A 26,114-nucleotide genomic window follows, 5' to 3' on the forward strand; every position below is an offset into this window, starting at 1 on the left:
AACACGGTATGAACTTTAAATTTATTATCTGTTTCTTCGCTTTGAACACAAAGAGTAATATTATCAATAAACAACGCTTGGTCTAAAACTTCTTTAAGGTAAGTTTGAAACACATTGAAAAAGATTTTATTCTTTTCTGTGTCAAGAATGCGTGAGGTTAAAGTGAGATGAAACCTGTATTCATCAGCCACAAAAGGATAACCAAAACGCTCTAAATATTCTAATTGTTTTAAACTTAAGAGTTGTTTTTTTCGGCGTATTAAATCAGCTTCTGATAATTCAGCTCTAAATTTATCAAATTCTTTTACAATATTAAAAGCAAAACAACTTATCTCTTCTTGTGCGTTTATTTCTGATTTTGTTAAAACAGCTGGTGTTAATCCGAGGAAGTTATCAATGTTTTTTAGATTCAGCTTAGGGCAGTAAACACTGCTTTGCTTTTTGCTAAATTCTTCTAATGCGAGGCATAACCCCTGTTCCGTCATATTATCTTTTAAATAAAAAGGAGCTTTTAGAGTAGCGTGTAGACCATATTTGCGTGGTTCTTCCGTTGCTATTTCTAATTCTTGTTGAGATATTTCTTTGAAACAATGAAAAGGCACTGAGGTATTTGAAAAAATATCTCGCCCCAATAGACCGTTAGCTAAAGCTGAGAGTAAGGTCTTTTGTTGGGGAACAAAATAAAGGGCATAACGTTTGGGCATAGGTTTATTCAATAATTATTGTTAAAAGTTATCAGGGCGTTAAGTATATTTATACAAAATATTTGCGTATGCGTTGAGAAATCATATCAAAAACAATAACAACGACGATAATAATAAACATAACGGCAGCAGTTTGGGCGAAGTAAAATCCACGAATAAGCTCCCATAAAATAACACCGATACCGCCAGCTCCAACCATACCAACAACAGTAGCCGATCTTATGTTTGATTCAAAGCGATAAAGTGTAAAAGAAATCCATAAAGGCAATACTTGTGGAATAACTCCATAAATTACTTCTTCAATGCCGACAGCACCTGTGGCTCTAATGCCTTCTACCGGTTGAGGGTCTATCGCTTCTACCGCTTCAGAAAAAAGCTTGGCTAAAACGCCGGTTGTATGCACAAATAAAGCTAAAACACCGGCAAAAGGCCCTAAGCCAACGGCTACAACAAAAAGCATAGCAAATACCATTTCATTAATAGCGCGACAAGCGTCCATCAAACGCCTGACAGGTTGATAAACCCACCAAGGTACAATATTTTCTGAGCTTAATATCCCAAAGGGAATAGCGAAAATTACAGCCAAGACAGTACCCCAAATAGCGAGTTGTATAGTAATTAACATCTCTTCTACATATAATTCCCAATCACGAAAATCAGGTGGGAAAAATTCTTTTGCAAGATGTGCCATGTTACCGGCATCATTAAACAAAGCTAAAGGGCGAATATCTGCCCCATTATATGCCCAAGCTAAAATTGTAAAAAATATACCCCATAAAAACAATTTTGAATAAGAAAATTTTTGAGCATTCATAGTTGTTAACATCTTTTTTTCAGTAGTCGTCATTATTTAAAGTCCTTTAAACTAAACAGCTCCTATAAGTTATATAAGAGCTGTTTTGTTACAATCTGTTATTTAGCTTTTACCAAGTTCTTTTAAGCGTGCGTTTAATTTATCTAAAGCAAGGTCAATTTCTTTAATTTTAGCTGCTTTTTCTTCAGGAGCCATTTTAGTGTCGCCTTCATATTTTAATTTAGTTTTAAATAGTTCGAGCTGACGAATAGGGAGAGAGTGGTCGTTTGTAGCGGCTTTAAATGGTGCCCATTCAAGTTTTTTAAGAATTTCTTTGTCTTCTGCATATCTCTTATCTTTACCTTCTACTCCAAAAGTTATGAAAAAGTTTTTAATTTTTTCTTTTACGTCGGCAGGTAAGTCTTTACGATATACTAAAGGATCGCTAGGAATTAAAGGAGAAGTCCAGATTTCTTTGATTTCGGCTAATTTGGCTGGTTGTCTGTTACCAATATTGGTTAAAGTTTCGTTGTTACAAGTAGCGACATCAACTTGTTTGTTCGCAACAGACAAAGCATTGGTTTCGTGGTTTGCACTTAAAGTACGTTTAAATATTTTTTTAGGGTCTACGTTATTTTGAGCAAAAACATAATAACCAGGCACTACAAAGCCAGAGGTTGAGTTTGGGTCGCCATTGCTAAAAGTAAGATTTTTTGCATTCTTAAGAACATCTTCAACTGAATTTAAAGGAGAGTTTTTATTAACAATCAGTTTAGCATAATATCCACCTACGCCGGCTACGTCCATGCTTTGTGCGAATATTTCGCCATCAGCACGGTCAACAGCTTCAATAGCTGATTTGTTACCAAACCAAGCTAATTGTACTTTACCGTATTGCATAGCTGTAATAATACCGGCATAATCAGGAGCAAAAAAAGCATTTATTTTATAGCCAGTCTCTTCTGCCATTCTTTTTAAAAGAGGCTCCCAGTTCTGCTTAAGGTTTTGAGATGATTCGGTACTAATAATACCAAAGTTTAATTCCTTTATCTCTTTTGCAATAGCGATACCGGAAAAAACAAAAGTTGCTACTAAACAGACAATAGAAAATATCACACGTTTTAACATAGTTACTCCTTAATTAAGTACTATAATTTGGTTAAAAGAAGAGATTACACAGCTAATAAAGATAGCTCGTGTTTAGCTTTTAAACGCTCAAAAGAAGAAGATTCATTATTATCGACTGCTGATGCGAACATTTCTTCACTAGCAGCACCATAAATTTCTTTTAAAAAAGCTGGTGTTAACGCACTCGAATCACCATCATAAACAACCTTGCCGTCTTTTAAAGCAATAGTTCTAGGGCAGTATTTTATTGCGTAATCTACTTGGTGTAGAGTAACAAGCACTGTAATACCATCACTTTTATTAATATCAGCGAGTATTTCCATCACCTTACGAGAAGATTCAGGATCAAGAGAAGCGATAGGTTCATCAGCCAACAATAATTTTGCATATTGTACTAAAGCCCTAGCTATGGCGGCTCTTTGTTGTTGTCCGCCTGAAATTTTTGATGCTCTGTTAAAAGATTTTTCTACGATGCCCACTCTATCTAAAGATTGGAACGCAAGTTCTTTTACATCATTAGGAAATAAACCCAAACAGCTACGCCATAAAGGCAGTCTGCCTAAAGCACCAAGCATGACATTTGTGTGAACTGATAAGCGTTCTACCAAATTAAACTGTTGAAAAATCATACCAATATCTGTGCGACTTTTACGCACTGTTTTTGAGATTTTCCCACCTTTTTGGATGTTTTTACCTAAAACGCTAATACGCCCATTATCTTTATCTCCAGCCATAATGCCGGCAATATGTCTTAATAATGTCGATTTTCCTGAGCCTGATGCACCAATTAATGCGACCATTTCTCCGGCTTTAATGTTAATATTGACGTTATCAAGGCCTTTGTGAGAGCCAAATGTACGAGAAAAATTACTTATTTTAATCATTGTAGTTACCTTTTTATAGTCAGATTAGTTTTACGAATTTCCGTATTCAGCTTAAAAAACTTTTTTTAAGTTACGGAGTCATAAACATAACGAATTATGTTTTTAATCTTTTCTAATAAGGAAACTACAAGATGATTGTTACGGAATTTTGTCAGCTTTATTGTTTTTGTGTTCTTAAAGGTATTTTTTACAAAATATATGCTAAATTATTTACTGATTTATTCTAAGGCTTGTATAAATAATTGTTGTGCGTCTTTGAGTTCGCCGGAATTATCAATAGTTATAAGACGCTTCACATTAGAGAGGTTTAAACGCTGTGTTTGCATTCTTTCCCTTATGCCTTCTAAGTCTTCACGCCCTCTTGACATTAAGCGGTCTTTTAATACTTCCGGGCTGGCGGTTATAAGAATAAGCGTTAAGTTAGGGTACTTTGCGATAGCAGTGTTTAAATAGTTGCGAGAACCATTTAGAATCACTGTGTCGCCATTTTGTAGCCACCCATCAATCTCTTTGCTTATTCCATAACTTAAACCATGACTTTTCCAACTCATGCTAAAAAAGTTATCTTGTTCCAATTGTTCAAATTCGTCCGCAGATACAAAGCGGTTGTTTTCGTTTTTTACATCTGCAGGGCGAGTAATATACCTGCGGACAAATTTGAAGTTTTGTTTATCTTTGCTTTTTTCAAAATATTCTTTGGCATAATTTAATAAGCTGTCTTTACCAACACCTGAGGCTCCTACCACGTATACTAAGCAACCTTTCATTTTAACCCTCTGTGAATTGGAGATATATTAACTGTAAATTGGAGATAATATTAACAATGCTTTATAAAAAAATATTAAATAACTCTTATACCATTATTCCAGACAGTGCGAACTTCCGGTAATTGATAAGGATATGAATCATTTGTTTGTTTTTGATTACAAGCGACTCTTACCAAGTCTGCTTTTTTTCCTTGGAGAATTTCTCCTCGGTCGTTTAAGCCTACTGCTTCTGCCGGGTTTTTAGTAATTAAATTAATTGCCGTTGGCAGGTCAAATACATTTTCTTCATATAAAATAAAGGCAGCAGGTAAAAGGCTATGCGGTGCGTAATCTGAAGATAAAATACAGAGTGCATTTTCTTTAGCTACAGCAAGAGCCGAGATATTGCCGGAGTGAGACCCCCCACGCATAATATTAGGCGAACCCATAATGGTTAATAACCCTTTATCTACAGCATATTTTGCTGCCTGCATAGTTGTGGGGAATTCGCTTATTTTGATACCCGCACTAATTGCATCATCAATATGACTAGTACACGCATCATCATGGCTAGCTAAAATTATATTGTTTTGTCTACAAAAAGCAATAATTTGTGCTTCATGTTTTTTAGCATAATGTTTTTGAATTTCTTTTAACTCAACAACTCGCTCTTGAAACTCTTCGTCAGTCCACTGAAAAGAAGATTGATAATAAGTTCTATAATTTTCTTCATTCGCAAATTGTCTTTGACCGGGGGTATGATCCATTAAAGAAACAAGACGTAAGTCCGGCTCGCTGATGAGTGCATTAAAAAGTTCCGGCATTTGAGGGTCAGAAACTTCACAACGCAGGTGTAAATAATGATTAACTCTTGTCCCTTTATGTTCTCTAACTTCATTCAGAGCCTGTATTGACATCTCCAGCATTTTACTTCTTTGTTTTTTGGAGTGATATTCACCTACAGACAAAGAATCTAATACGGTAGTCATACCGGCGGCGGCGAGTTGAGCATCATGAGCTAAAAAAGCATTACGAGAAGAAGACCATAAAACTCCGGCTCTTGGCTCTAAGTGTTTTTCTAGGTTATCAGTGTGTAGCTCGACTAAGCCGGGAATTAAGTAATCGTTTTCCATATCTTCTATGTGGCAATTTCCATTGACTTTAGAGATATGGTTTAGAGTACCTTCTCCTACTTCTTTAATAATACCATCTTTAACAATAACATAACCGTTTATAACATTTTGTGGCGTAACCACTTTAGCATTAATAAAACAAAGTTCTTTAGGCATAACTTACCTCTGATTGCATTTCAAAAATATCATCTGCGACAGCGTCTCTTACTTCAGCATCATGGAAAATCCCTATAACTGCCGTACCATTAAGCTTGGCTTCTTGAATTAATTCAATAACCGTTTGGCGGTTTAAAGCGTCTAAAGAAGCTGTTGGTTCATCGAGCAACAAAATAGGATAAGAGCGGATAAACCCTCTGGCTATGTTGATACGCTGTTGTTCGCCACCTGAAAAAGTAGCGGGAGCTAAGTTCCATAGGCGTTTAGGTATTCTGAGCCTTTCTAAAAGTTGAGCGGATTTTTTTAGTGCGTTTTCATAAGTTTCGCCTTGGGTCGTTAGCTGTTCGGCTACTATATTTAAGCTGGATACTCTGGGTATAACTCTTAAAAACTGGCTAACATAACCCATTGTGTCTTTTCGTATATTTAAAACTGTTCTTGGCGTTGTTGAAACTATATCTGTATAATCGCCTTGATGCTTAATTAAAATTTTACCCGAACAAGGTTTGTAGTTCGCATATATCGAACGCAAGAGCGTTGATTTTCCCGCTCCTGATTGACCATGTAAAGCGAGGCATTTTCCTGCGAAGGCTTTTAGATTTAGATTTGTAAAGGCATTAATTTTAATACCACCTTGTGTATGCAGAATAAACTCTTTATAAAGCTTTTCTACAATCACACTAGGTTTTAATTCATTATTTTCTAACATTGTTTTATCTCTTAAATATTATATAGCTATTTTAAGTTGATTGATTAAAAAGTTTTTAGCCCTGTAAAATAGAAGAAACCAAGAGCTGAGTGTATTCATGATGTGGATCATCAAGCACTTGATCAGAAAGTCCGCTTTCTATAACTTCGCCTTTACGCATAACAATTAAGCGGTGGGCTAAAAGCCTTGCCACTGCTAAATCATGGGTTACTAAAACTACAGATAAATTCATATCTCTTACTAAGTTACGCAATAAATCCAAGATTTTTGCCTGAACGGAAACATCTAAACCGCCTGTTGGTTCGTCCATAAAAACCAAACGTGGGTTTGAAACCAAGTTGCGGGCTATCTGTAAACGCTGTTGCATACCGCCTGAATAAGACTTTGGAGTATCATCAACACGATCAGCTGCAATTTCTACTCGCTCCAGCCAGTTTAAAGCTGTTTTGCGTATATTTCCATAATGCCTGTTGCCACATGCCATTAAACGTTCGCCAATATTACCACCGGCACTAACCTGCATACGCAGACCATCTCTTGGGTTTTGGTGTACAAAGCCCCATTCTGTTCTTAATAAAGCTCGTTTAATATGTTCACTTAATGCATTAATATCGTATTCTTCCATGCCATTGGAATAGATAATTTTACCTGTTGTCGGTTTAAACTTACTGGATAAGAGATTAAGCAGGGTACTTTTTCCTGAACCTGATTCTCCAACTATTCCAATCACTTCACCCGGATATAAATCGAAAGATATATTTTTACAGCCCAGGCGTTTTCCATAATAATATGATACATCTTCTACTTTTAAGAGTATATCATTGTTTAAATTAGCCTGTTGTTGAGGTTTTGTTTCTGTTTGAATGTTTAAGCTGTTAGTCATGTTTTCCTCTTTGGGCTTCTTCTAAGCGTGTAGAGCAGTAATCAGTATCAGAACAAACATAAATGCGAGAGCCATTGTCATCTGTGATTATTTCGTCAAGATAACTGTCGGTTGCACCACATATTTCACAAGGTTTATTCCATTTTTGCACTTCAAAAGGGTAATCTTCAAAATCAAGACTTTTCACATCGGTATAAGGCGGAACTGCGTAAATACGCTTTTCTCTGCCTGCTCCAAATAGGTGAAGTGCCGGACTTTGATGAATTTTATCATTGTCAAATTTTGGGATAGGAGAAGGACTCATAATATAACGATTATTTACCAGAACAGGATAATCGTAACTTGTAGCGATTTCACCATGTTTAGCAATGTCTTCGTATAATTTAACGTGCATTATTCCGTATTCTTCAAGGGCGTGCATCTTGCGAGTTTCTACTTCGCTAGATTCTAACCAGCGTAAAGGCTCGGGAATAGGGACTTGGTAAACCATAATTTGCCCTTCTTTTAAAGGCAGTTCGGGAATTCTATGGCGTGTTTGTATTATTGAAGCATCATCTGTTTTTGTAGTAGTTTGAATATCGGCGACTTTTTCAAAGAAGGCTCTTATAGATACAGCGTTAGTTGTATCATCAGAGCCTTGATCTATAACTTTTAAAACATCGCTTTTTCCTAAAATTGCCACTGTTATTTGTATTCCACCTGTTCCCCAACCATAGGGCATGGGCATTTCTCGCCCGCCAAAAGGCACTTGATAACCGGGAATGGAAACCGCCTTTAAAATAGAACGGCGTAACATTTTTTTTGTTTGTTCATCAAGATAAGCAAAGTTATAACCAGAACTTATGTTATTTTTTTTATCTTGGTTATCTGTGATTTTTATATTTTTTTCTACGTTATCTAAGGTAACATTAAGCATAGTTTATTCTCTATCTATCTTTAATATGATTATTTATTTGTGGCATTCAAAGCTCTGACCAGCGAGAGTTCAGCCTGAAAGTCAACATAGTGAGGCAGTTTTAAATGCTGTACAAATCCGGAAGCTTCAACATTATCGCTATGATATAAAACAAACTCTTCATCTTGTGCCGGGGCTTTGATTTCTTCTCCTAAATCTTTTGATTGCAAGGAGCGGTCAACTAAAGCCATGCTTATTGTTTTGCGTTCGTTTTCTCCAAAAGCTAAACCATAACCTCTTGTAAAATACGCTTCTTGGCTTTTGTTGTTCTGAAACTTATTCACGGTTTCGCATTCTGTAATGGTTATTTCTCCCACAACCACTTCAAAACCAAGCTCTTCGGGAATAAAACTTACTTCTATAATACCGATACGAATTTCACCGACAAAAGGGTGGGTTGAGCCAAAACCACGCTGAGTAGAATAAGCTAACGCCAATAATAAACCCTCGTCTGCACGAGCTAAGTTTTGTAATCTCAAATCACGACCGGCAGGCAGGGTTAAAGGGTCTCTCGTTAAGTCTTTAGCTTCGCTGTTTTCTGCTTGTTGATGAGCATTAGGCGTTTGTAATAATTTTTCTTTTTCTAAAAATGAAAGCACTTTAGGATAATTGTTTTCTTCCAATAAAGGTTCAAGGCTGTTTATATCTTTTTCAAGGCCTGCGTTATTTTGATTGCCAGAAGACTCTTTGGCAGACTCTTTGCTTGTTTGCATTAAGTTCATATCAAGGAGGCGATGAGTATAATCAAAAGTAGCCCCTAAAACTTGACCGCCGGGAATATCTTTATAAGTAGCCGAAATACGTCTTTTTATTTGCATAGCTTCTGTGTTTAGAGCTTGGGAAGTTCCAAAACGCATTAAAGTCGTTCTATAAGCACGCAATAAAAATATCGCTTCGACTAAATCTCCACGAGCCTGTTTAATAGCCAGAGCCGCCAAGTTTTTATCATATAAAGAACCCTCCGCCATGACTCTGTCTACGGCTAAAGAAAGTTGTTCTTTTATTTGTTCAATTTCTAATTCCAAACTTGTTAAAGCTCCACGACGTTCTTTGGCTAACAATTCGTGAGCTTTTTTAATCGCTTTTTCTCCACCTTTTACAGCTACATACATGTTGATACCTCTTGAACTTGTTTGTCTTCTGAATCAGATCCTTGAATTCTTGTGCTGCGTGGTAGCCCTAAGATATTTATTTTGTATGTATCTGTTTCTTTATTGCTGTCAACAAATAAAATATCTACTCCCAGTGGGTAGCATTCTTCTTGGTCTTTTCTATTTTTCCAAAAAGAGCATGGCAAGTTAGGAAAAGAATAACTGATGGCTTCTTTTATGCCGGGGCCGCTAAAGCTTATTAGCTTATTAGCTTTATTCTCTTTGTTGTTTAAGTCGGTTACAATCAATAAAGTTGCGGACTTATCAGGATATTCCAAAGAGCCTTGTTTAAAACTTTCTAAAGCAGGCATAGTGAAGGGATCATTAATAATGACAAAATCAGCCTCATTCGCATTATCTACTAATTTTGCTCCACAATAAAAACGTATGTAATTTTCCAATTCTGCTTTATTAGGGCTATCTTGTATCCAAACAGTAGTATCCATATCGCATAGAGTGAATAAAATAGGATTAATTGGAGCATTGTTAGCATCACAATCAACAACCGAGTTAATCTGTTGGCTAATTAAAGGGCGAGAGAGAGCCTCTAACACAACCCTAAAAACCTGTTGAGAATAAAGGGATAAAGAGTTTGAATGCTCTATAGTTATACTCATTCGTCTTCTCCTCTTACCATAGTGAAAAAGTCTACTTTGGTTTCAGCTATTTCTTTTGTCATCTGTTGTTTTTTATTTTTTTGTTTTAGGTTTAGTGGGCTGATTAGCTTTGTTGATAATATCTTGTTAAAGCTTTCTATTTGCATTAAAGCGTCATATACTGCCGCTAATTCGGCGTGTCTTTGGCTATCTCCTTTAATAAAGGCGTAGCCTGTGGTGCTTTGCTGTTCCCAGGTTAAGCTAACGATACAACGAGTAACCAATAGTTCGCCCATGTTAAACGTATGGCTTTTGTCGCCGGTTTTAGCCTTAAGCATAATTAAGCCGGCTTCCGGTGCTTTTAAATAATGATAACTTAAAGTATTTGGTAATAATGAGATTGCGTCTTCTAAATCCTGTAACTCAGCACAAGATAAAGTTGCCATCCATTTTTGTCTGAGTTGTATATTTATATTGCCTTTTGGGCTTGATAAATGTAATTCTTCTTTCATCTTTTTTTATTGCTCCTAAACAATTAACCTTATTAAGATTAAATATGTTGTTCGGCTATCTATTACAGATGAATGTTACAAAATATCTCTCATTTTATGTTTTTTCTGCGACAATAATTTCAATATAAGTTGTTTTTAATGATAATATTTTGTATTAATTAAAGAAGTGCAGCTAGTTAGCTGTGTTGTTTGATTTTGAAATTAGAATGATTTAATTATCTTGTTAGTTTCAATTTGTTTGTAAACAGTCTTGAATTTATGCTTGAATTATGATCAAAATTTCATGAATTGTAAAAAAAACGTTTATTATTACAACATTTTTATTACAGTAAAAGAAAAAAGGCCTAGGAGTTTTTCCTAAGCCTTTTTAGTTTTTTTAGTAAGGTTGAGCTTTAAAGTTAGCGTCTGTGTTGCTGATTATTCCCATGAATGCCACCGGCGAGTCCGCCTAAAGCACCACCAACGGCAGCACCAACACCAACACTTCCACCTGAAACAGCAGCTATTCCGGCTCCGGCGGCTGCTCCTCCGGCGGCTCCACTTAAGGCACCTTGTTGAGTTTGATTCATCTCTGTACAAGCTGATATTGCTAATAAGCTTATTAAACTTAAAATCATCATATTTTTTTTGAACATAATATTTACCTGCTTTAACTTCTTATGATTAATTATTTACTGTTTATTTGTGAATAGGGGTTTTGGGTGAGGTTTTGGGTGGAAAATGGCGTGTACGAGGTTTTGTTTTTTCAGCGGCGAGAATATCATTTACCTTTGGTTGAACCATATCATACCATAATACTTGAAGAACAGTAACGTTTATATCACCTGGGTTAGTTTTAATATGGTTTTCAACAGTTTCGTACATTTGTTTAACAGTTACACCATCAAGAGCCTTTGACCAAGTTCCGATTAAGCTTTGTCTAAAGGGAACAGGCTTTTTGCCTTGCCATTCTTTTTCAAGCTCAAGCATACTGACAAAACCCAATAAAAACGCATAACGCTCGTTTTGAGTAGAGTCTTGCCACATTTTTAAAGTAACCTGTGGAGCAGTAACAGTTTCAATACCTGCATTGTTTGTGTTGGCTGATGCGACTTTGTTTAGTCCAAGAGCAAAAGGCATTGCAACCAACAAGGCAACACCGAGCAGTTTTAAAAGACCTTCTTTCATTATATCCCTCCTAGCATGATTTGTAGACTTCGTGTGTAATCAGAACAATATCTTCATTAAGGTTAACATACATAATATTATTTTACAAGTATATAATGTGCTATAGTTTTTTATTCTTCGTTATCTGTTTCGGTTAAAATATTAAAGTTAAAGTCGTGGTTGTTGTTTTTATATACATTATATTGCATCACTTCTGATATATTGTTGTTTTCATCAAAGATCAAAACAGTTGGTTTAATATCATAAAGTTCTTTGGGATTTGTAATATACATTGATGCACTAATTATAACTTCGTCTCCGGGTTGACAGGTACGTGCGGCGGCACCGTTTAAAATGCAACAATTTGAACCCTCTTCTCCATAGATTACATATGTTGAAATGCGGTTTCCGTTTGTTTTATTCCAAATATCTACATACTCAAGGGGATAAATTCCCGCCTTGCGACAATGAACGGGGTCAAGAGTTATAGACCCTCTATAATTTAGGCTTGCATCGGTTATTTTTATACCGTGTAATTTGGCACGGATAATTTTAATCATAAATTTTACCTTTTAAAAATATAAATTATATAAATAAGATATATTTATAAAAAAAGACAAGTCAAGGCATAAAACTAAAGACGCATAAGTTTTGCAACCTATACGTCTTTAGTGGAAATAATATAAATAATGAAATATTATTTATTTAATTTACGTTCTTGTGGGAATATTGGTAAATAGCGATAAGAGAGCGATAATATTAAAGCTCCGTAGGCTAAAATCATAAAACTTGCTGCCCATTCAACCCAGTTTGGGTTATAAAAAGCCCAATTATCAAAAGGCATCATTGGAATAGCCAGAGTTTGGACTGTTTGTACATAACGGTTAATCGTTACGCCAATACAAACCAAAATTGCGGCGGTGTATAGCAGAGTAGGGTTTTTGCGTATTTTTGCGTTAAACAACATATAGCAAGGTACAACGCCACAAATGATCAGTTCTGCAAATAATAGCCAACGTCCATAAATCCAACCGTAAAACATATCGTTAAAAGTAAAACCATGACGTGGTAAAATATTATTAGCCCAAGCCCAAGTATCCATAAACTTAAATACTAAGTAGATTAATAACATTGTGCCTGCGATTTTTGCTAATAACTCTTTGATATTATATTCAACCAACTTTTTCCCGGTAATTTTTTCCATTAAAGAACAAATTAAAATGGTGAAAGTTGGTCCGGAAGCAACGGCGGATAAAATAAACAAAAAGAAAGTCCAAGGCCAGATAAAGAAACCTTCACGAAACGCATATGAACGTCCAAATAAAACACCATACATACCGCCCAAAGAACCTTGGTGGAAGGTAGATAAAAAGGCACCGATTCCGGCAAACAAAGGCATTACAACGTGTAAGTTATGAGCCAAATGGTGATAAAGCGGAATACGGTTTATTTGTTTTTGTTCAAAAACAATTGGAAGATATTCAATAATCAAAACTAAACAATAGCAAGTAATACAAAAGATAACTTCTGTGAGCATGGAGTGAACGTTTGCGTGCCAATAACCAAACCAAGCACGCAAGGGTTGTCCTATATCAAGAACTAAGACCAACATTGCTCCGGAATAACATAAAAAACCAACGATAACTGTTAAATTTATTATGTTTTTTAACGGATCAATATTGAAAATATAGCGTAATAAACCGGTAAAAAAAGCTCCTGCTCCGAGTGCAATTACTGCAAGGTCAAAGGTAATCCAAAGACCGAATCCGAAATAATCGTCTAATCCTGTTGTGCCGAGACCTTGGCTTAATACGAGAAAAGCTGCGTATAATCCCCATAAAAATATAAGAGAAATACCGCCCATCCAGGCTAAAAACTGTGTTAATGAACAGCGTGTACAGCCCTCAGGAAAAAATCTGGCATCAGCAGGGAGGTTGTAGTTAGTTGTTTCCATATATATCTACCCCCTGACCTTTGAATTTAATATGTCATGATCGCCCAATTTTCTTACCCATTCACGAGAAGAAAGGTAATATACTTGGGTTTCTATCCCTAGTTTTGATAACAATCTGAATGCGTTAGGATTTTTAACCAGTTCATGTATTTTATGTTCCGGGTTATTTATATCACCAAAGACGATTGCGTTGTTGGGGCAAGCTTCCGTACATGAAGTAACATAATCGCCGTCGTTAAGTTTTTCCGGGTCTCTGCCTTCAACAATGGCTTTATCTTTCGCCTGCATAAAACGATGATGGCAAAAAGTACATTTTTCAACAACACCGCGTGGGCGAACAGAAACATCAGGAGTCAAAGTTTTATCCATTCCAACCGGCCACTTAGGGTCAAACCAGTTAAAATAACGAGCATGGAAGGGGCAAGCCGCCATGCAATATCTGCAACCTATACAGCGTGGATAAATCTGGCTAACGATACCACCTTCTTCACCCTTCTCTGTTGCGATAACCGGACAGACAGAAACGCAAGGAACTCCGTGAGACCCGCCACATTGTTGACAAGGACGAGGCAAATAAGCAATATCGTGATCCGGATATGCCTTTTCGTTGGAAAGTTCGTAAACTAAAAGCCAGTTTAAGACGCGTGTTTTATTTGAAGCATCGGCTACGGGAGCAAGATTGTTTTCCGCTTGGCATGAAACCATACAAGCCCCACAACCTGTACATTTATCGAGGTCTATAGCCATACCCCATTTGACTTTAAATTCTTTTACTGATGACATGGTTAACCTCTTTCAGCTTTAACGCCGGTTTGAGTCCAAGTTGTGATATTCGTTCCCGGCTCTGTGTTTATTGACATTATCTCCATCGGATTATAGCCTTTGTTTTGGCTAAATTCATCAAATGCAGAGTGTCCAAAACCAAGTTTTATGCCAATAGCGTTATTAACTATGCCCTCAAAGAGATGTACTCTTGCTCTAAGGTTTTGTTCCGGGTTGTTTGTATTGGTTATTTTTATCGGGCTACCTTCAATAAAACCTAATCTGTCAGCAGTTGTTTTATTTAAAAATACAAACATCTCCTTACCTTTCAATTGGTTGGCAGGGATAGTTTTTGTGTTGAAAGGAGGAATTCCCGTTACTGAGACACCCATATTTAAAGTAAACTGAGGAGCCAAGACAAGTTCTTGAGGGTCTTTAGCTTTTTGAGGTGTTATGCTTTTAATAAGGTCGGCGTTAAGCTCTAAAGCTTCGTTTGTTGTCTGATTGTCTATAAAGGCTTTTCCTTGTGCTAATTTTTTAGGGTCAGCACCAAGAGAGTCGATTTTAATTTTTATGGCATCGGCAAGGCTTTTTACATTAAGGCTATAGCCTAAACTTCCGGCTGCTTTTATTAAAATCTCATCAAAAGGACGAGCATCTACAAGAGGCGTTTTTAATACAGGCGTAGTTAAACTGTAAAACAGAGAATTTGCACCAAAAGGAGCATAAGAATCATCGATTCTTTCAAGCCCCATTGGAATAGGGAAGACTAAATCGCAAAGTTCGGCAGTTTCATTTAAGAATGTGCTAAACGAAACTTTAAACTCGACCTTACTTAGAGCTTCTTTAACTTTCGCAGTATTCGGTAAGGCAAAAGCTGGGTTTGCTTCATAAAACAGCATGGCTTTTGGCATTTTTCCACTATTCATATAAGCCACAAGGTCTTTTTGTAACAAGTCTTGAAGCTTAGTCGCACCACTCATAATATCGGCTTTATTGGCAACAGACTTAATTCCGCCATCAGCGTTTAAACCAGATAACATCAAGTTAAGAGTAAAGCCCAAGACAGATGGAGCCGTTCCGCCACCTTGACTAAAACCTGAACCGCAAATTATCAGAGGTTTTTTGGCTTTGCTTAATTCCAAAGCTATTTCTTTAATCTTTTCGGCAGGGGTTTCTGTGAGTGCTTGTACTTTTTCCGGGCTATATTCTTTAGCTAAAGCCTTAAACTCATCAAAACCTTGAAGGTCGGCATTTTTCCCAAGAGCAATCAGTTGATTGGCGATTCCTAGGGCAAGTATTGCTTCTGTTCCCGGTTTTAAAGGTAACCAGACATCAGCCCCGGCGGCGGTATTATTTTGCATAGCACCGGCGAAAACATACTTTGCTTTAACATCAGAACTTCCGTTTTCGGAACGTTTTGCAAAAGCCCTGCGGTTACTGACGACTGTTCCCCATGATTCCAAGATATTCGCACCGATTGCCAAAACGTAATCGCTGTTTTCTATGTCGTAACAAGGAATTCCTTTTCCGCCCATAAGAGACCACGCTTTAGTTACATTGGCGTTTTCGCTTGGCATTAAAAAGGTGTCTTGAGAACCTGTTGCGTTTACAAAAGCTGATAACAGTTCTGTTATGCTACTTGTTTCATCACCTGAAATTGCGACAAGCGAGCTTTTGGCTTTTTGTAATTCTTTGGTTAAAGTATCAAAAGCTTCTTCCCAAGTTACTCTAACGAGCTTTCCATCAGGACCGCGTTTTAAAGGAGATTGAACCCTTGAAGGAGAGTAGAGCATTTGTACTTCGGCTGCTGCCAAAGAGGTTAATCCGCCACCTAAAGGGTGTTCTTGGTTTGGTAAAGTTCTTACAGGGCGGTCGTCAACAAGACGCACCATGTATGACAAATTAGACGGACAATATTTACTTACAGTTGGTACAAAGTTATTTGCTCCGGGAATATTTGAAGGTATCCAAGGCCAGTTTTGAGTCCAGATACTGACATCATCAAGTAAACTCCAAGGAACAGGGGTAACGGTAATTCCGGCACCGGCACCGGCGAGAAATTTAATAAAAGTTCTTCTGTTTAAACCCATTTCCGGCCCCCTTATTTATGACAAGTAAAGCATGCATTGTTTGCACGCGCACTGTTTTTAATTTTTGAGTCTCGCAAGTGTGCCGGACGTGCATGACATTCTTCGCATTGCCACATTTTCATTGTTTGAGCACTGTAACCTGTAAGTTTGTTTTGTTTATAAGGTAAATCTTTACCTATAGGGTGGCATGTTGAACAAAGTTCTTTTTCGTCCATTTGTCTATGACAACGTACACAGTTTTCTAGTTTATGTGCAGCATGGCTGAAGAATACATTATCAGGTTGCGTTTGATGAAAAATCCAAGGTACTTCTTTACCTTTTTCTACAAAGTTTTGAAAATAATTACGTTCAGCTTCGCTTTCGCCCATAAGAGAGCTGTGGCAACTTTCGCAGTTAGCTTGAGTTGGTTTTCCGGCAAAAGAACCATCTTCTCTAAAAGCATGACAACTGCTACATTCGAGACCTTGACCTTCAACGTGGGTTTTGTGAGTGAATTCGACCGGTTGTTCTTTTTGACTAAACAAAAGACCCGGAAAAATAAACCAACCAAAAACCAGAGCAACAACAAAACCAACAATAATCGGAGCTTGTCCACAGCATTTTGACGCAGTGCAACAAGGTTCTTTTTTATTGTTGGAAGGTGTACAGGAATTATTTTTTCCTTCCATACCCTTCACCCCTTTTAGTTAGGTAAAATTATAAATACATGAATCTTTCTCATAACTCGTTAATCTCTAAACTGAATTACAGTAAAATGTCAAGTGAGTATAACGGCATAAGATTAAACACTTAGCTTTTGTTCGCTTAATTAACTTAATTTTTTATATATTTTGTTAAATAATATTTTAATTGCTTAAGTTATAAAAATCACATTTACGCTGTGTTGCTTAAATAACAAAGATATACGGTAAATTAAGATGTTATAAAAACTCTGTAGCTGCAAAGCCACAAGCAAACGCCCAATGAAGGTTATATCCGCCAAGTTCTCCGGTTACATCAAGGATTTCTCCGCAAGCGTAAAGGCTTGATACTATTTTACTTTCCAAAGTTTGTGATGAAAAATACTTTGTGTCTGCACCGCCTGTTGCTGCCTCTGCTTTTTTCATTCCTAAACAGCTTGATGGGTTTGCTTGATATGCGTGTATGCGTTGTGTGAGGATATTTATTTCATTTTTAGATAGTTCTGCTATTTTTTTATGTGCGATACTTGTATCTATAAGTTGTTCTACTAATCTTTGGGGCAATAATTTAGCTAAAAAATTTAGTGTTTTTTGTGTGCCTTGTCTTTTTTTTGTTGTTTGACTGGAATCTCTTTCTTGGCTAATCAACTCTAAAATATTTTGTGAAGGTAAAAAGTTTATTAAGATTGCCATTTCCGATTTCCATTTTAGTGAAATTTGCAGGCAGGCAGGACCGGATATTCCGTTATGTGTAAATAATAAATCGGTATGATATTCTTTGTGTAAGGCCTGTTCTTTTTTAGGTAAAAGCCGCGTATCTATTTTAATTTTTACAGGCAACGAGATACCCTGTAAGCCTTTTAGTTCCCAATTATCAGGCATAACAAACGGGGTGAGGACTGGTTTGAAAGGAATTATTTTATGTCCAAAGCTTTTTAATAACTCAACGCCCTTTGAGCTTCCTCCTATTTGAGGGTAGGCGGGGCTACCTAAGGCTATAATTAACTTTTTGGCATAAATTTCAGTATGTTCAAGTTTGACAATAAAACAATCATTATTCTGTTCTTTTTCCACAGCGATAATGTTTTCATTGAGAGCGAGTTTTGTGCCTTGTAAAATTGCACATTGTAACATGGCATCTCTAAGTTGTTTTGCCGGTTTTGTTAAAAATAATTGTCCGTGTTCTCGTTCTTCAAGTTCAAATCCGAAATCACAAATAAATTTTTGTATAAACTCAGAGTCATAACGTGTTAAAATAGATTTGGAAAAATGTTGGTTTTCGCCGTGATAGTTTTGATAAGATATGTTGCGGTTGGTAACATTTCCAAAACCACCTCCGGCGATACAGAGTTTTTGTCCGACGCTTTTGTTGTGATCAACCAAAAGGGTAGAAAAACCTTTCTTGCTACTTTGTATGGCAGACGTTAAACCTGAGGCTCCGCCGCCTAAAATAACAAGGTCAAAAGTTTTTGGCATATATATAAAGTCCTTGTTGTGATATAAATTAATTTGTAATTGCTTAATAAAGCCTGTATCTTTTGAAAAATATTTATGGTTTTATTAATGGGTCAGGTGAAAGTTATGTATAATGATGCTTATAAAAATATAGCGAAATATTATGATTTTTTTACAAATCGTCTTTTAACCGAGTTGCGAAAGCAAGTTGTTTATATATGTAATAAATATTCTTTTCAACAGATTCTTGATTTGGGTTGTGGAACGGGGAATTTGGCTTTTCAGTTAGTAGAAGACAAAATTAAAACCATCGGCGTTGATGCCTCTTTGGCTATGTTAAAAGAAGCTCAAAAAAAAATACTAAAAAATAAAACAGGGCTAAATTTTCAAGAGAGTTTAAATAATAAACCTATTTTTTTAGGTTCAGACATAACCAAACTTCCCTTTAAAGACAATAGTTTTGATCTTGCAATAATTTCCTTGGTTTTGCATGAAACAGAAGCCGATATTGCTAAGACTATTGCGGAAGCCTTGAGAGTTTCAGATTATATTTTATTGGCAGACTATCATCTTCCTGAAAGAAATTTAGAAGTTCCGTTTTTTTATTTTGTTCATTTTATAGAAAGGATAGCAGGAAAAACACACTATTTTAATTTTAAAAGATTTATGAAAAAGGGCGGTTTACAAGGACTTATACAAAGGATTTGCATAAAACATAATTTAATAATTTGTGAAGATATAAGTATATGTTATGGCGTGTTGGGTGTTGTTGTTTTAAAGAAAAAAGCTTAGATTTTGGCGTTAATACTGCTTTTATAAAGAGTATCAACTTTATTTTTATGTATACTTGACAGATCAGGTAAAGCAAGCATAAAAAGAGTAGCTAACAAGCTTAAAAATGATTTTTGAAATTTTTATAAACTATAAGAACTTTTAAAATCTTTATGACTTGTTGGCGTATAGGTATGATTAGTAATTGTATATAACCAGTTTTGGAGTTTTTCATGGACACCCCCCTTATAACTAGAGGTTTAACGTTTGATGATATTTTACTTGTTCCGGCTTATTCGGAAATAACGCCGGATCTTGTTAATGTTGGTACTCAGCTGACAAAAGAAATATCTTTAAATATCCCATTTATTTCAGCAGCGATGGATACGGTTACGGAATCGTCCATGGCTATATCCCTAGCAAGAAACGGTGGTGTTGGAGTTATTCATAAGAATATGTCGATAGAACAACAGCGTCTTGAAATCGAAAAAGTGAAAAAGAACGAAAGTGGCATGATACTCGACCCCATTACGATAAAACCTAATGATCCAGTCGAACATGCCCTTTCTTTAATGAGTGCTTATCGAGTTTCGGGTTTGCCTGTTGTTGAAAACGGAAAGCTAGTTGGTATTTTGACTAACCGAGATGTGCGTTTTGTTAAAAATGCCTCAGCGATCAAGGTTAAAGAGGTAATGACAAGCGAAAATCTTGTTACCGTTCCTATGGGAACTACCCTTGATACCGCCGTTGAACATATGCATAGAAGGCGAATAGAAAAGCTTTTGGTGGTTGAACCGACAACGGGTGAGCTTCGTGGTTTAATTACCATGAAAGATATTGATAAAATAATTAAATACCCCAATGCCTGTAAAGACTCTCACGGTCGCCTCAGGGTTGGTGGAGCAATAGGAGTCGGTACTGACGGTTTAGAAAGAGCAGAAGCTCTACTCGCCGGAGGAGCCGACTTTTTAGTTCTTGACTCTGCTCATGGGCATTCGTCAAATATCTTAAAAGGGATAAGAGCCGTTAAAGACGCTTTTCCTAAAGCACAATTGATTGCCGGTAACGTCGGAACTTACGATGGGGCAAAGGCGGTTTTGGAAGCAGGGGCCGATACGGTAAAAGTTGGTATAGGGCCGGGTTCTATTTGTACTACGCGTATTGTTGCCGGTGTTGGTGTTCCGCAAATTACGGCAATTATGGAAGCTGTTAGAGCGGCAAAAGAACTTGATCGTTGTGTTATCGCCGATGGTGGAATTAAATATTCCGGAGATGTTGTAAAGGCATTGGCGGTTGGTGCAAACACGGTTATGATTGGTTCTTTATTCGCAGGAACGGAAGAAAGCCCAGGTGAGACAATACTTTATCAAGGGCGTACCTATAAAATATATCGTGGAATGGGTTCTATTGATGCAATGAAAGAGGGTAGCGGAGATCGTTATTTTCAAGATAAATCAAAAAAACTCGTTCCCGAAGGAATAGTTGGGCGTGTTCCTTATAAAGGACCGGTTACGGACAGTATTTATCAGCTTGTTGGCGGAGTACGTTCAGGAATGGGCTATGCCGGAGCAGCTTCTTTAAAAGAACTTAGAGAAAAGGCTCGTTTTGTGGAAATTTCATCGGCAGGGCTTAGAGAAAGTCATGTGCATGATGTTATTATTACAAAAGAAGCCCCTAACTATAGAGTTGAAAATAACTAATATTCCGTTCAAAAAGTATAAAGTTAATATGTTGAAATAAAATAACAAATAATCACAACTATTATGTTGTTTAAATAAAAAGAGTTTTTTATGAGTAATAAAGTAATAATTCTTGATTTTGGTTCTTCTACCAGTCAAAACTTAGCCAAAAAGGTTAGAGAACTTGGCGTTTATTCCGAACTTCATCATTGTTTAAAAACAGTTGAAGAAATTAAAGCCTTAAATCCGTCTGCTTTAATTATTACAGGCGGTGTGGAAAGTTTTAAAGACGGAGATATTCCGCCTTTAAATCCTGAATTTTTAAAGCTTGGAATTCCTGTTTTGGGTGTTGCTTTGGGACAAAACGTTATTGCTAACGCTCTTGCTTCTTCAAGCGATAAAGCCAATTTATTCGAAGTGTTGTCTTGTTCCAAAAAAATAGAAGAAAAAGTGAGTGTAAAAAAAGACTCTTTACTTTTTAAAGGTGTTGAAAAAGAGTTCCATGCAGTTGTTTCTCTTGCTGAAAAACTTAAAAAAGTTCCAAGTGGTTTTGACTTGCTTGCCTCAGGTTCTGAGGTTTCCGTGCTTGCTTTGGAATCAGCAGGGCAAAATATTTATACGGTTCAATTTAACCCGGAACAGTTGATTCCTGAACTTTGCGATAAAATCGTTTCAAACTTTTTATTTGAAATCGCAGGCTTACAATCAACTTGGAGTATTCCGCTTTTCACTCAAAAAGCAATTGAAGATTGTCGTAAACAAGTTGGCGACGGCAAGGTTGTTTTGGGTCTTTCCGGCGGTATCGATTCTACGGTTGTTGCGGCTTTGTTACATAAAGCCATTGGTGAAAGATTACATTGTATCTTTGTTGATCACGGTCTTTTGCGTAAATTTGAAGCCGAAGAAGTCGTAGCCTCAATTCGCAGGTTTTTACCCGGTGTTAATCTTAAATTGGTTAATGCACAAGATCGCTTTTTAGATCAACTTGAAGGTGTTGCAGAGCCGGAAGAAAAACGTAGAATTATCGGGCGTATTTTTATTGAAGTATTTGAAGAAGAAGCTCAAGCCGTTAAGGGCGTTGGCTTTTTAGCTCAAGGTACAATCTATCCTGATGTTATCGAGTCTTTTTCAGCTAAAGGAAAGGTTATAAAAACCCACCATAACGTGGGCGGTTTGCCTGAATATATGAAACTTGAACTTGTTGAGCCTTTGCGTGAACTTTTTAAAGATGAAGTGCGTAAGGTTGGTGAAGTTCTTGGTTTGCCTGAGGAATTGGTTTGGAGACATCCTTTCCCCGGTCCCGGAATAGGAGTTCGTCAACTTGGTGCTTTAACTCGTGAGCGTTTGGATATATTAAGAGATGCCGATCGTATTTTATACGAAGAAATGTGGAACTTTGGTTGGTATCGCAAGGTTTGGCAATCTTTTGCCATTTTATTAAACCAACAAAGTACAGGTGTGCGTAATGATGCCCGTACTTATGAAAATGTTATTGCAATACGTTGTGTTGATAGCGTTGATGCCATGAGTGCCACTTTTTCACCCTTGCCTTATGATTTACTTGGAAAAGTTTCTCAGCGTATTATTAATGAGGTAAAAGGCGTTAACCGTGTTGTTTTTGACATTTCGGTAAAACCACCAAGCACTATTGAGTGGGAATAAGCTTGATTTATAAGAGTATTAATGTCAATAGTAGTTAACTTTTTGTTTGAAATTTATTAATAAAATTTAACGTGCTTTGGCATTAATACTCTTTTAACTATTTTCGTTTAAAGTTGGTAAAATTATGTTTGGAATTGGTTCTTCCGAGTTGTTAATTATTTTAGTTGTCGCACTTCTTGTGCTTGGTCCCGAACACTTGCCTAAAATAATGCGTACCGTTGGTAAGGTTATGGGCGATTTTCGCCGTATTACGACTGATTTTCAACGCACTATTAACACAGAAGTAGCGGTTGACGAAGAAAAAAGGATAAGGCGAGAAGAAAAAAAAGCTAAACAAGCCGCAAAAGAAGCCGCCAGAGCTGAACTTTTAGCAGAACTAAAAGCCGAAGCCGAAGCCAAAGAAGCGGGGCTTAATAGTAGTGTTGTTACTGACAAAGATGAGACAGAGACTCAAGATTCAACAATTTTGAAAGATAATAGTTTAGAAGAAAAGAGCAATAAATTAAAAACATCAGAAACAACTACCGACAATTCAGGAGCTGTTTAAATATGTCTGAAAAGAAAAATTCTGATGATAATACCGAAATTTCAACTACTTCTCAAGATTTAGAAACACAAGCCTTGAGTCAAAGCTCAGATGCTGATGAATCAGAAAAAGAGCGTTTTGAACAAACAGGTTCTTCTACTGATCTAAAAGAAATAGAAGCAGATGATGAAGATGATGACGAAGAGGAAGAAGAGGAAGAAGCTCAAGAAGGCATGACTCTTCTTGATCATTTAAGAGAACTTAAAAAGCGACTTTTGCGTGCTTTTATGGCGATTGGTTTGGGCTTTTTACTTTGCTACAGTTTTGCCGAACCTTTATTTAATTTTTTAGTTCAACCTTTACTGGCTGTTTTACCGGAAGGGGGCAAGATGATTTATACCGGTCTTCCGGAAGCTTTTTTTGCCTATCTTAAAGTAGCTTTTGTTGCCGGTTTATTTGTTGCTTCTCCGCTTGTTTTTTATCAAATTTGGGCGTTTATTTCTCCCGGTTTATATGATGAAGAAAAACGCTATATTCTTCCCATTGCCTTTTTTTCTGCCTTCTTTTTCATTTCTGGCGGAGCTTTCGCTTATTATGTAGTTTTTCCTTTTGCTTTTCCGTTCTTTCTAAGTTATTCTTCCGAGACAATTGAAGCACAGCTAAAAATGGACGAATATTTAAGTTTGGCTTTGCAAATGCTTTTTGCTTTTGGTTTGATTTTTGAACTTCCTCTTTTTGCGTTCTTTCTTTCAAAAATGGGTTTGGTTACTGCCAAAGCTATGCGTCGTTTTCGCCGTTATGCTATCTTAGTTAACTTTATTGTTGCGGCAATTTTAACTCCGCCTGATCCTATCTCTCAACTGGCAATGGCTATTCCTATGCTTGCTTTATATGAGGTTAGTATTTGGGTAGCTTATTATTTCGGAAAAAAAGAAGAAACCCCAGAAGAAGACCCAAAAGAAGCCCCAAAATAAATCAAAGATACAAAGAATAATTCATCAAACGTTTAATGATTTACTGAAAAAGAAGCTAAAACTATGAGAACAGCTAAAATAAAACGCAAAACAAAAGAAACAGATATCGAACTTGTTTTAAAACTCGAAGGTTCGTCTCTTATCAAGATTAAAACCGGTTATCCCTTTGCCGACCATATGCTTTATTTAATGGCTTTTTGGGGTGGTTTTGGTTTAGAGTTGACTTGTGTCGGTGATTTAGAGATAGATGCCCACCATAGTCTCGAAGATATTGGGCTTGCCCTTGGTAAGGCTTTAAACACGGCGTTAAGTGATAGGAAAGGAATAGCCCGAATCGGTTGTGCCAAAGTTCCGATGGACGAAGCCTTGAGTGAGGTTGTGATTGATTGTTCGGGAAGAAGTTATCTTGTTTTTAACGGACAAGAACATTTACCCGACTATTTTGCCGGGCAAGAAAAAGATGTTTGGCGTGAATTTTTTAAATCATTCGCAAGTGCTGCCGGTATTAATTTGCATATTTCTATGTTTTATGGTCAAAATGGACATCATTTACTTGAGTCTGTATTTAAAAGTTTAGGGTTAGCTTTATCTCAAGCCGTTATGTGTAAATATGATATAATCATGAGTAGTAAAGGGAGTATTGAATTATGAGAATGCAAGTAAAGGCTTTTTTTCTTTTAAGTCTTATGATGTTGGCGTTAGTTTCAGCGTGTGCTAAAAGGTCGGCTCCGGTAAAAGCCCAACCCAACAACTTAACTCTTGGCATTGCCGGTTTTTTTCAACCTCAAAGTACGGCCGATTTATTTGCCGGAACTTTGCCTGAAAATTATCAAATTATTAACCCCTCAGCCGTTGGAAGCTTGGACGGTGTTTTTGATAGGGTATTGTCTTCCGAACTTAAACGTTCTTTTGTAAATAGCCAAAACTCAAGAGCTTGTGAAGCAGGTATCAATAGAAGCGATAGAGGGCTTAACTCTGCTCTTAAATACTGGGTGGAAGTCGGAAAGTGTATGAACGTAGACATACTGCTTGTACCTATGGTTTTGCGTTGGCAAGAACGTGAAGGCGGAAACGCCGGAGTTGTGCGTCCTGCTTCTGTTATCTTAGACTTCTTTTTAATTGATGTAAGAGACGGAACTTTAATCAGTCGTTCACGTTATGATGAGACACAACTTGCCTTGTCTGACAACTTACTTGATATTAGACGCTTTGTTCAACGTGGCGGAAAATGGTTAACCGCAACTGAATTATCTGAAGAAGGTATGCGTCGTGCTATAAAGGTTATGGGTTTATGATAATTTTTCCAGCGATAGATTTACAAAATGGTAAAGCCGTGCGTTTGAAAAAAGGAGTGGCAACAGACAGTACCGTTTTTTCCGATGACCCTGTTCAAACAGCAAAAGAATGGGTGAGTCAGGGGGCTAAATGGTTACATATTGTTGATCTTGACGGTGCTTTTAGCGGAGAACCGGTTAACCTTGGACTTGTCAAAAAAATAGTAAATGCTATTTCTATTCCTGTTCAACTTGGTGGTGGAATCAGAGATTTGAAAACCGCCAAGGCTTATCTTGATGCCGGAGTTAATCGTTTAATTATTGGAACTGTTGCTTTGGAAAACCCTGAATTGTTTTCCGAATTGTGTAAAACTTTTCCGGGGCGTATAGGCGTTTCTTTAGATTGTTCTAATGGCGAACTTAAAACAAAAGGTTGGGTTGGGGCGACGGGTTTAACCGTTGAAAAAACTCTGCCAGCTTTGTTGGCTCAAGGGGCTTCTTTTGTAATTTATACAGATATTGAAAGAGACGGAATGCAAACAGGGGTTAACCTTACTGCGATGCAAAATCTTTTGAATATCTGCAATGTTCCAGTGATTGCCGCCGGCGGTGTTGCAAGCCTTGAAGATATTAAACGTCTTTATCCGCTTAGTAAAAATACGAGTTTTAGCGGGGCTATTAGCGGACGAGCTATTTATGAAGGTACTTTAAATCTTAAAGAAGCTCAAAGTTGGATCGACGCTCAAAACTAGTTAACGAAAAATAATAGATAATTAAAGTTGCTTCAC

The 26,114-nt window shown here is 36.9% G+C and carries 28 protein-coding genes; 8 read left to right on the top strand and 20 right to left on the bottom strand.

Annotation, left to right across the window (positions count from 1 at the left end):
- The 20 genes from BT999_RS06225 to BT999_RS06320 all read right to left on the bottom strand — a co-directional run.
- The coding region (locus BT999_RS06225) for a DUF1045 domain-containing protein (protein WP_072696905.1) at positions 1-704 on the bottom strand (704 nt) is incomplete at its 3' end.
- Positions 705-753: 49 nt separating this feature from the next.
- The gene (phnE, locus tag BT999_RS06230) at positions 754-1,551 is read right to left on the bottom strand and encodes a phosphonate ABC transporter, permease protein PhnE (RefSeq protein WP_084650615.1); all 798 of its coding nucleotides are present in this window, start codon (positions 1,549-1,551) and stop codon (positions 754-756) included.
- A gap of 69 nt (positions 1,552-1,620) precedes the next feature.
- A complete protein-coding gene (phnD, locus tag BT999_RS06235; protein ID WP_072696906.1) occupies positions 1,621-2,625 on the bottom strand; it encodes a phosphonate ABC transporter substrate-binding protein in 1,005 nt (334 codons plus the stop codon).
- A gap of 44 nt (positions 2,626-2,669) precedes the next feature.
- Positions 2,670-3,509, bottom strand: a complete 840-nt coding sequence (gene phnC / locus BT999_RS06240; protein WP_072696907.1) for a phosphonate ABC transporter ATP-binding protein — start codon at positions 3,507-3,509, stop codon at positions 2,670-2,672.
- Between the two features lie 218 nt (positions 3,510-3,727).
- On the bottom strand, positions 3,728-4,276 hold the full coding sequence (phnN, locus tag BT999_RS06245; protein WP_072696908.1) for a phosphonate metabolism protein/1,5-bisphosphokinase (PRPP-forming) PhnN: 549 nt from the start codon (positions 4,274-4,276) through the stop codon (positions 3,728-3,730).
- A gap of 74 nt (positions 4,277-4,350) precedes the next feature.
- Complete coding sequence (locus BT999_RS06250) at positions 4,351-5,544, bottom strand: alpha-D-ribose 1-methylphosphonate 5-triphosphate diphosphatase (RefSeq protein ID WP_072696909.1); 1,194 nt, start codon at positions 5,542-5,544, stop codon at positions 4,351-4,353.
- Positions 5,537-6,253 (bottom strand): phosphonate C-P lyase system protein PhnL, encoded by a 717-nt coding sequence (phnL, locus tag BT999_RS06255; RefSeq protein ID WP_072696910.1) that lies wholly within the window; start codon positions 6,251-6,253, stop codon positions 5,537-5,539. The genes BT999_RS06250 and phnL overlap by 8 nt, the downstream gene beginning before the upstream one ends.
- A gap of 55 nt (positions 6,254-6,308) precedes the next feature.
- Entirely contained in the window at positions 6,309-7,136 is an 828-nt protein-coding gene (gene phnK, locus BT999_RS06260) for a phosphonate C-P lyase system protein PhnK (RefSeq protein WP_084650616.1), read from the bottom strand.
- Positions 7,129-8,052 carry an alpha-D-ribose 1-methylphosphonate 5-phosphate C-P-lyase PhnJ gene (locus tag BT999_RS06265; protein ID WP_084650617.1) on the bottom strand — a complete coding sequence of 308 codons (924 nt, stop codon included), beginning with the start codon at positions 8,050-8,052 and terminating at the stop codon, positions 7,129-7,131. Before BT999_RS06265 ends, phnK begins: the two co-directional genes overlap by 8 nt.
- A 29-nt stretch (positions 8,053-8,081) precedes the next feature.
- Positions 8,082-9,203, bottom strand: a complete 1,122-nt coding sequence (locus tag BT999_RS06270; protein WP_072696911.1) for a carbon-phosphorus lyase complex subunit — start codon at positions 9,201-9,203, stop codon at positions 8,082-8,084.
- Entirely contained in the window at positions 9,194-9,859 is a 666-nt protein-coding gene (gene phnH / locus BT999_RS06275) for a phosphonate C-P lyase system protein PhnH (RefSeq protein WP_072696912.1), read from the bottom strand. Before phnH ends, BT999_RS06270 begins: the two co-directional genes overlap by 10 nt.
- Positions 9,856-10,350: a phosphonate C-P lyase system protein PhnG gene (gene phnG / locus BT999_RS06280; protein WP_072696913.1), complete on the bottom strand. Its 495-nt coding sequence runs from the start codon at positions 10,348-10,350 to the stop codon at positions 9,856-9,858. The genes phnH and phnG overlap by 4 nt, the downstream gene beginning before the upstream one ends.
- Before the next feature lie 398 nt (positions 10,351-10,748).
- Positions 10,749-10,985: a glycine zipper domain-containing protein gene (locus BT999_RS06285; protein ID WP_072696914.1), complete on the bottom strand. Its 237-nt coding sequence runs from the start codon at positions 10,983-10,985 to the stop codon at positions 10,749-10,751.
- 43 nt (positions 10,986-11,028) lie between these two features.
- The gene (locus BT999_RS06290) at positions 11,029-11,517 is read right to left on the bottom strand and encodes a hypothetical protein (RefSeq protein WP_072696915.1); all 489 of its coding nucleotides are present in this window, start codon (positions 11,515-11,517) and stop codon (positions 11,029-11,031) included.
- A 110-nt stretch (positions 11,518-11,627) separates the two neighbouring features.
- A complete protein-coding gene (panD, locus tag BT999_RS06295; protein WP_072696916.1) occupies positions 11,628-12,056 on the bottom strand; it encodes an aspartate 1-decarboxylase in 429 nt (142 codons plus the stop codon).
- 137 nt (positions 12,057-12,193) lie between these two features.
- Positions 12,194-13,450 carry a menaquinone reductase integral membrane subunit QrcD gene (gene qrcD, locus BT999_RS06300; protein WP_072696917.1) on the bottom strand — a complete coding sequence of 419 codons (1,257 nt, stop codon included), beginning with the start codon at positions 13,448-13,450 and terminating at the stop codon, positions 12,194-12,196.
- Between the two features lie 6 nt (positions 13,451-13,456).
- Positions 13,457-14,233: a menaquinone reductase iron-sulfur cluster-binding subunit QrcC gene (qrcC, locus tag BT999_RS06305; protein WP_072696918.1), complete on the bottom strand. Its 777-nt coding sequence runs from the start codon at positions 14,231-14,233 to the stop codon at positions 13,457-13,459.
- A gap of 2 nt (positions 14,234-14,235) precedes the next feature.
- The gene (gene qrcB, locus BT999_RS06310; protein WP_072696919.1) at positions 14,236-16,305 is read right to left on the bottom strand and encodes a menaquinone reductase molybdopterin-binding-like subunit QrcB; all 2,070 of its coding nucleotides are present in this window, start codon (positions 16,303-16,305) and stop codon (positions 14,236-14,238) included.
- Positions 16,306-16,316: 11 nt separating this feature from the next.
- The gene (qrcA, locus tag BT999_RS06315; protein WP_072696920.1) at positions 16,317-16,973 is read right to left on the bottom strand and encodes a menaquinone reductase multiheme cytochrome c subunit QrcA; all 657 of its coding nucleotides are present in this window, start codon (positions 16,971-16,973) and stop codon (positions 16,317-16,319) included.
- A gap of 252 nt (positions 16,974-17,225) precedes the next feature.
- The gene (locus tag BT999_RS06320) at positions 17,226-18,461 is read right to left on the bottom strand and encodes a BaiN/RdsA family NAD(P)/FAD-dependent oxidoreductase (RefSeq protein WP_072696921.1); all 1,236 of its coding nucleotides are present in this window, start codon (positions 18,459-18,461) and stop codon (positions 17,226-17,228) included.
- 105 nt (positions 18,462-18,566) lie between these two features.
- Between BT999_RS06320 and BT999_RS06325 the strand changes: the two genes are divergently transcribed.
- The 8 genes from BT999_RS06325 to hisA all read left to right on the top strand — a co-directional run bounded on the left by BT999_RS06325 (position 18,567) and on the right by hisA (position 26,078).
- A complete protein-coding gene (locus BT999_RS06325; protein ID WP_072696922.1) occupies positions 18,567-19,232 on the top strand; it encodes a class I SAM-dependent methyltransferase in 666 nt (221 codons plus the stop codon).
- Between the two features lie 212 nt (positions 19,233-19,444).
- Complete coding sequence (gene guaB / locus BT999_RS06330; RefSeq protein ID WP_072696923.1) at positions 19,445-20,911, top strand: IMP dehydrogenase; 1,467 nt, start codon at positions 19,445-19,447, stop codon at positions 20,909-20,911.
- Between the two features lie 90 nt (positions 20,912-21,001).
- Positions 21,002-22,552, top strand: coding sequence for a glutamine-hydrolyzing GMP synthase (guaA, locus tag BT999_RS06335; protein WP_072696924.1), 1,551 nt, complete (start codon positions 21,002-21,004; stop codon positions 22,550-22,552).
- 124 nt (positions 22,553-22,676) lie between these two features.
- Positions 22,677-23,099, top strand: coding sequence for a Sec-independent protein translocase protein TatB (gene tatB / locus BT999_RS06340; RefSeq protein WP_072696925.1), 423 nt, complete (start codon positions 22,677-22,679; stop codon positions 23,097-23,099).
- 212 nt (positions 23,100-23,311) lie between these two features.
- Positions 23,312-24,052: a twin-arginine translocase subunit TatC gene (gene tatC / locus BT999_RS06345; RefSeq protein ID WP_072696979.1), complete on the top strand. Its 741-nt coding sequence runs from the start codon at positions 23,312-23,314 to the stop codon at positions 24,050-24,052.
- A gap of 63 nt (positions 24,053-24,115) precedes the next feature.
- Positions 24,116-24,703, top strand: coding sequence for an imidazoleglycerol-phosphate dehydratase (locus tag BT999_RS06350; RefSeq protein WP_072696926.1), 588 nt, complete (start codon positions 24,116-24,118; stop codon positions 24,701-24,703).
- Positions 24,700-25,347 carry a hypothetical protein gene (locus BT999_RS06355; RefSeq protein ID WP_072696927.1) on the top strand — a complete coding sequence of 216 codons (648 nt, stop codon included), beginning with the start codon at positions 24,700-24,702 and terminating at the stop codon, positions 25,345-25,347. Before BT999_RS06350 ends, BT999_RS06355 begins: the two co-directional genes overlap by 4 nt.
- A complete protein-coding gene (hisA, locus tag BT999_RS06360) occupies positions 25,344-26,078 on the top strand; it encodes a 1-(5-phosphoribosyl)-5-[(5-phosphoribosylamino)methylideneamino]imidazole-4-carboxamide isomerase (protein ID WP_072696928.1) in 735 nt (244 codons plus the stop codon). The genes BT999_RS06355 and hisA overlap by 4 nt, the downstream gene beginning before the upstream one ends.
- Positions 26,079-26,114 lie beyond the last annotated feature (36 nt).

Source organism: Desulfovibrio litoralis DSM 11393 (assembly GCF_900143255.1).
Lineage (GTDB): Bacteria > Desulfobacterota > Desulfovibrionia > Desulfovibrionales > Desulfovibrionaceae > Frigididesulfovibrio_A > Frigididesulfovibrio_A litoralis.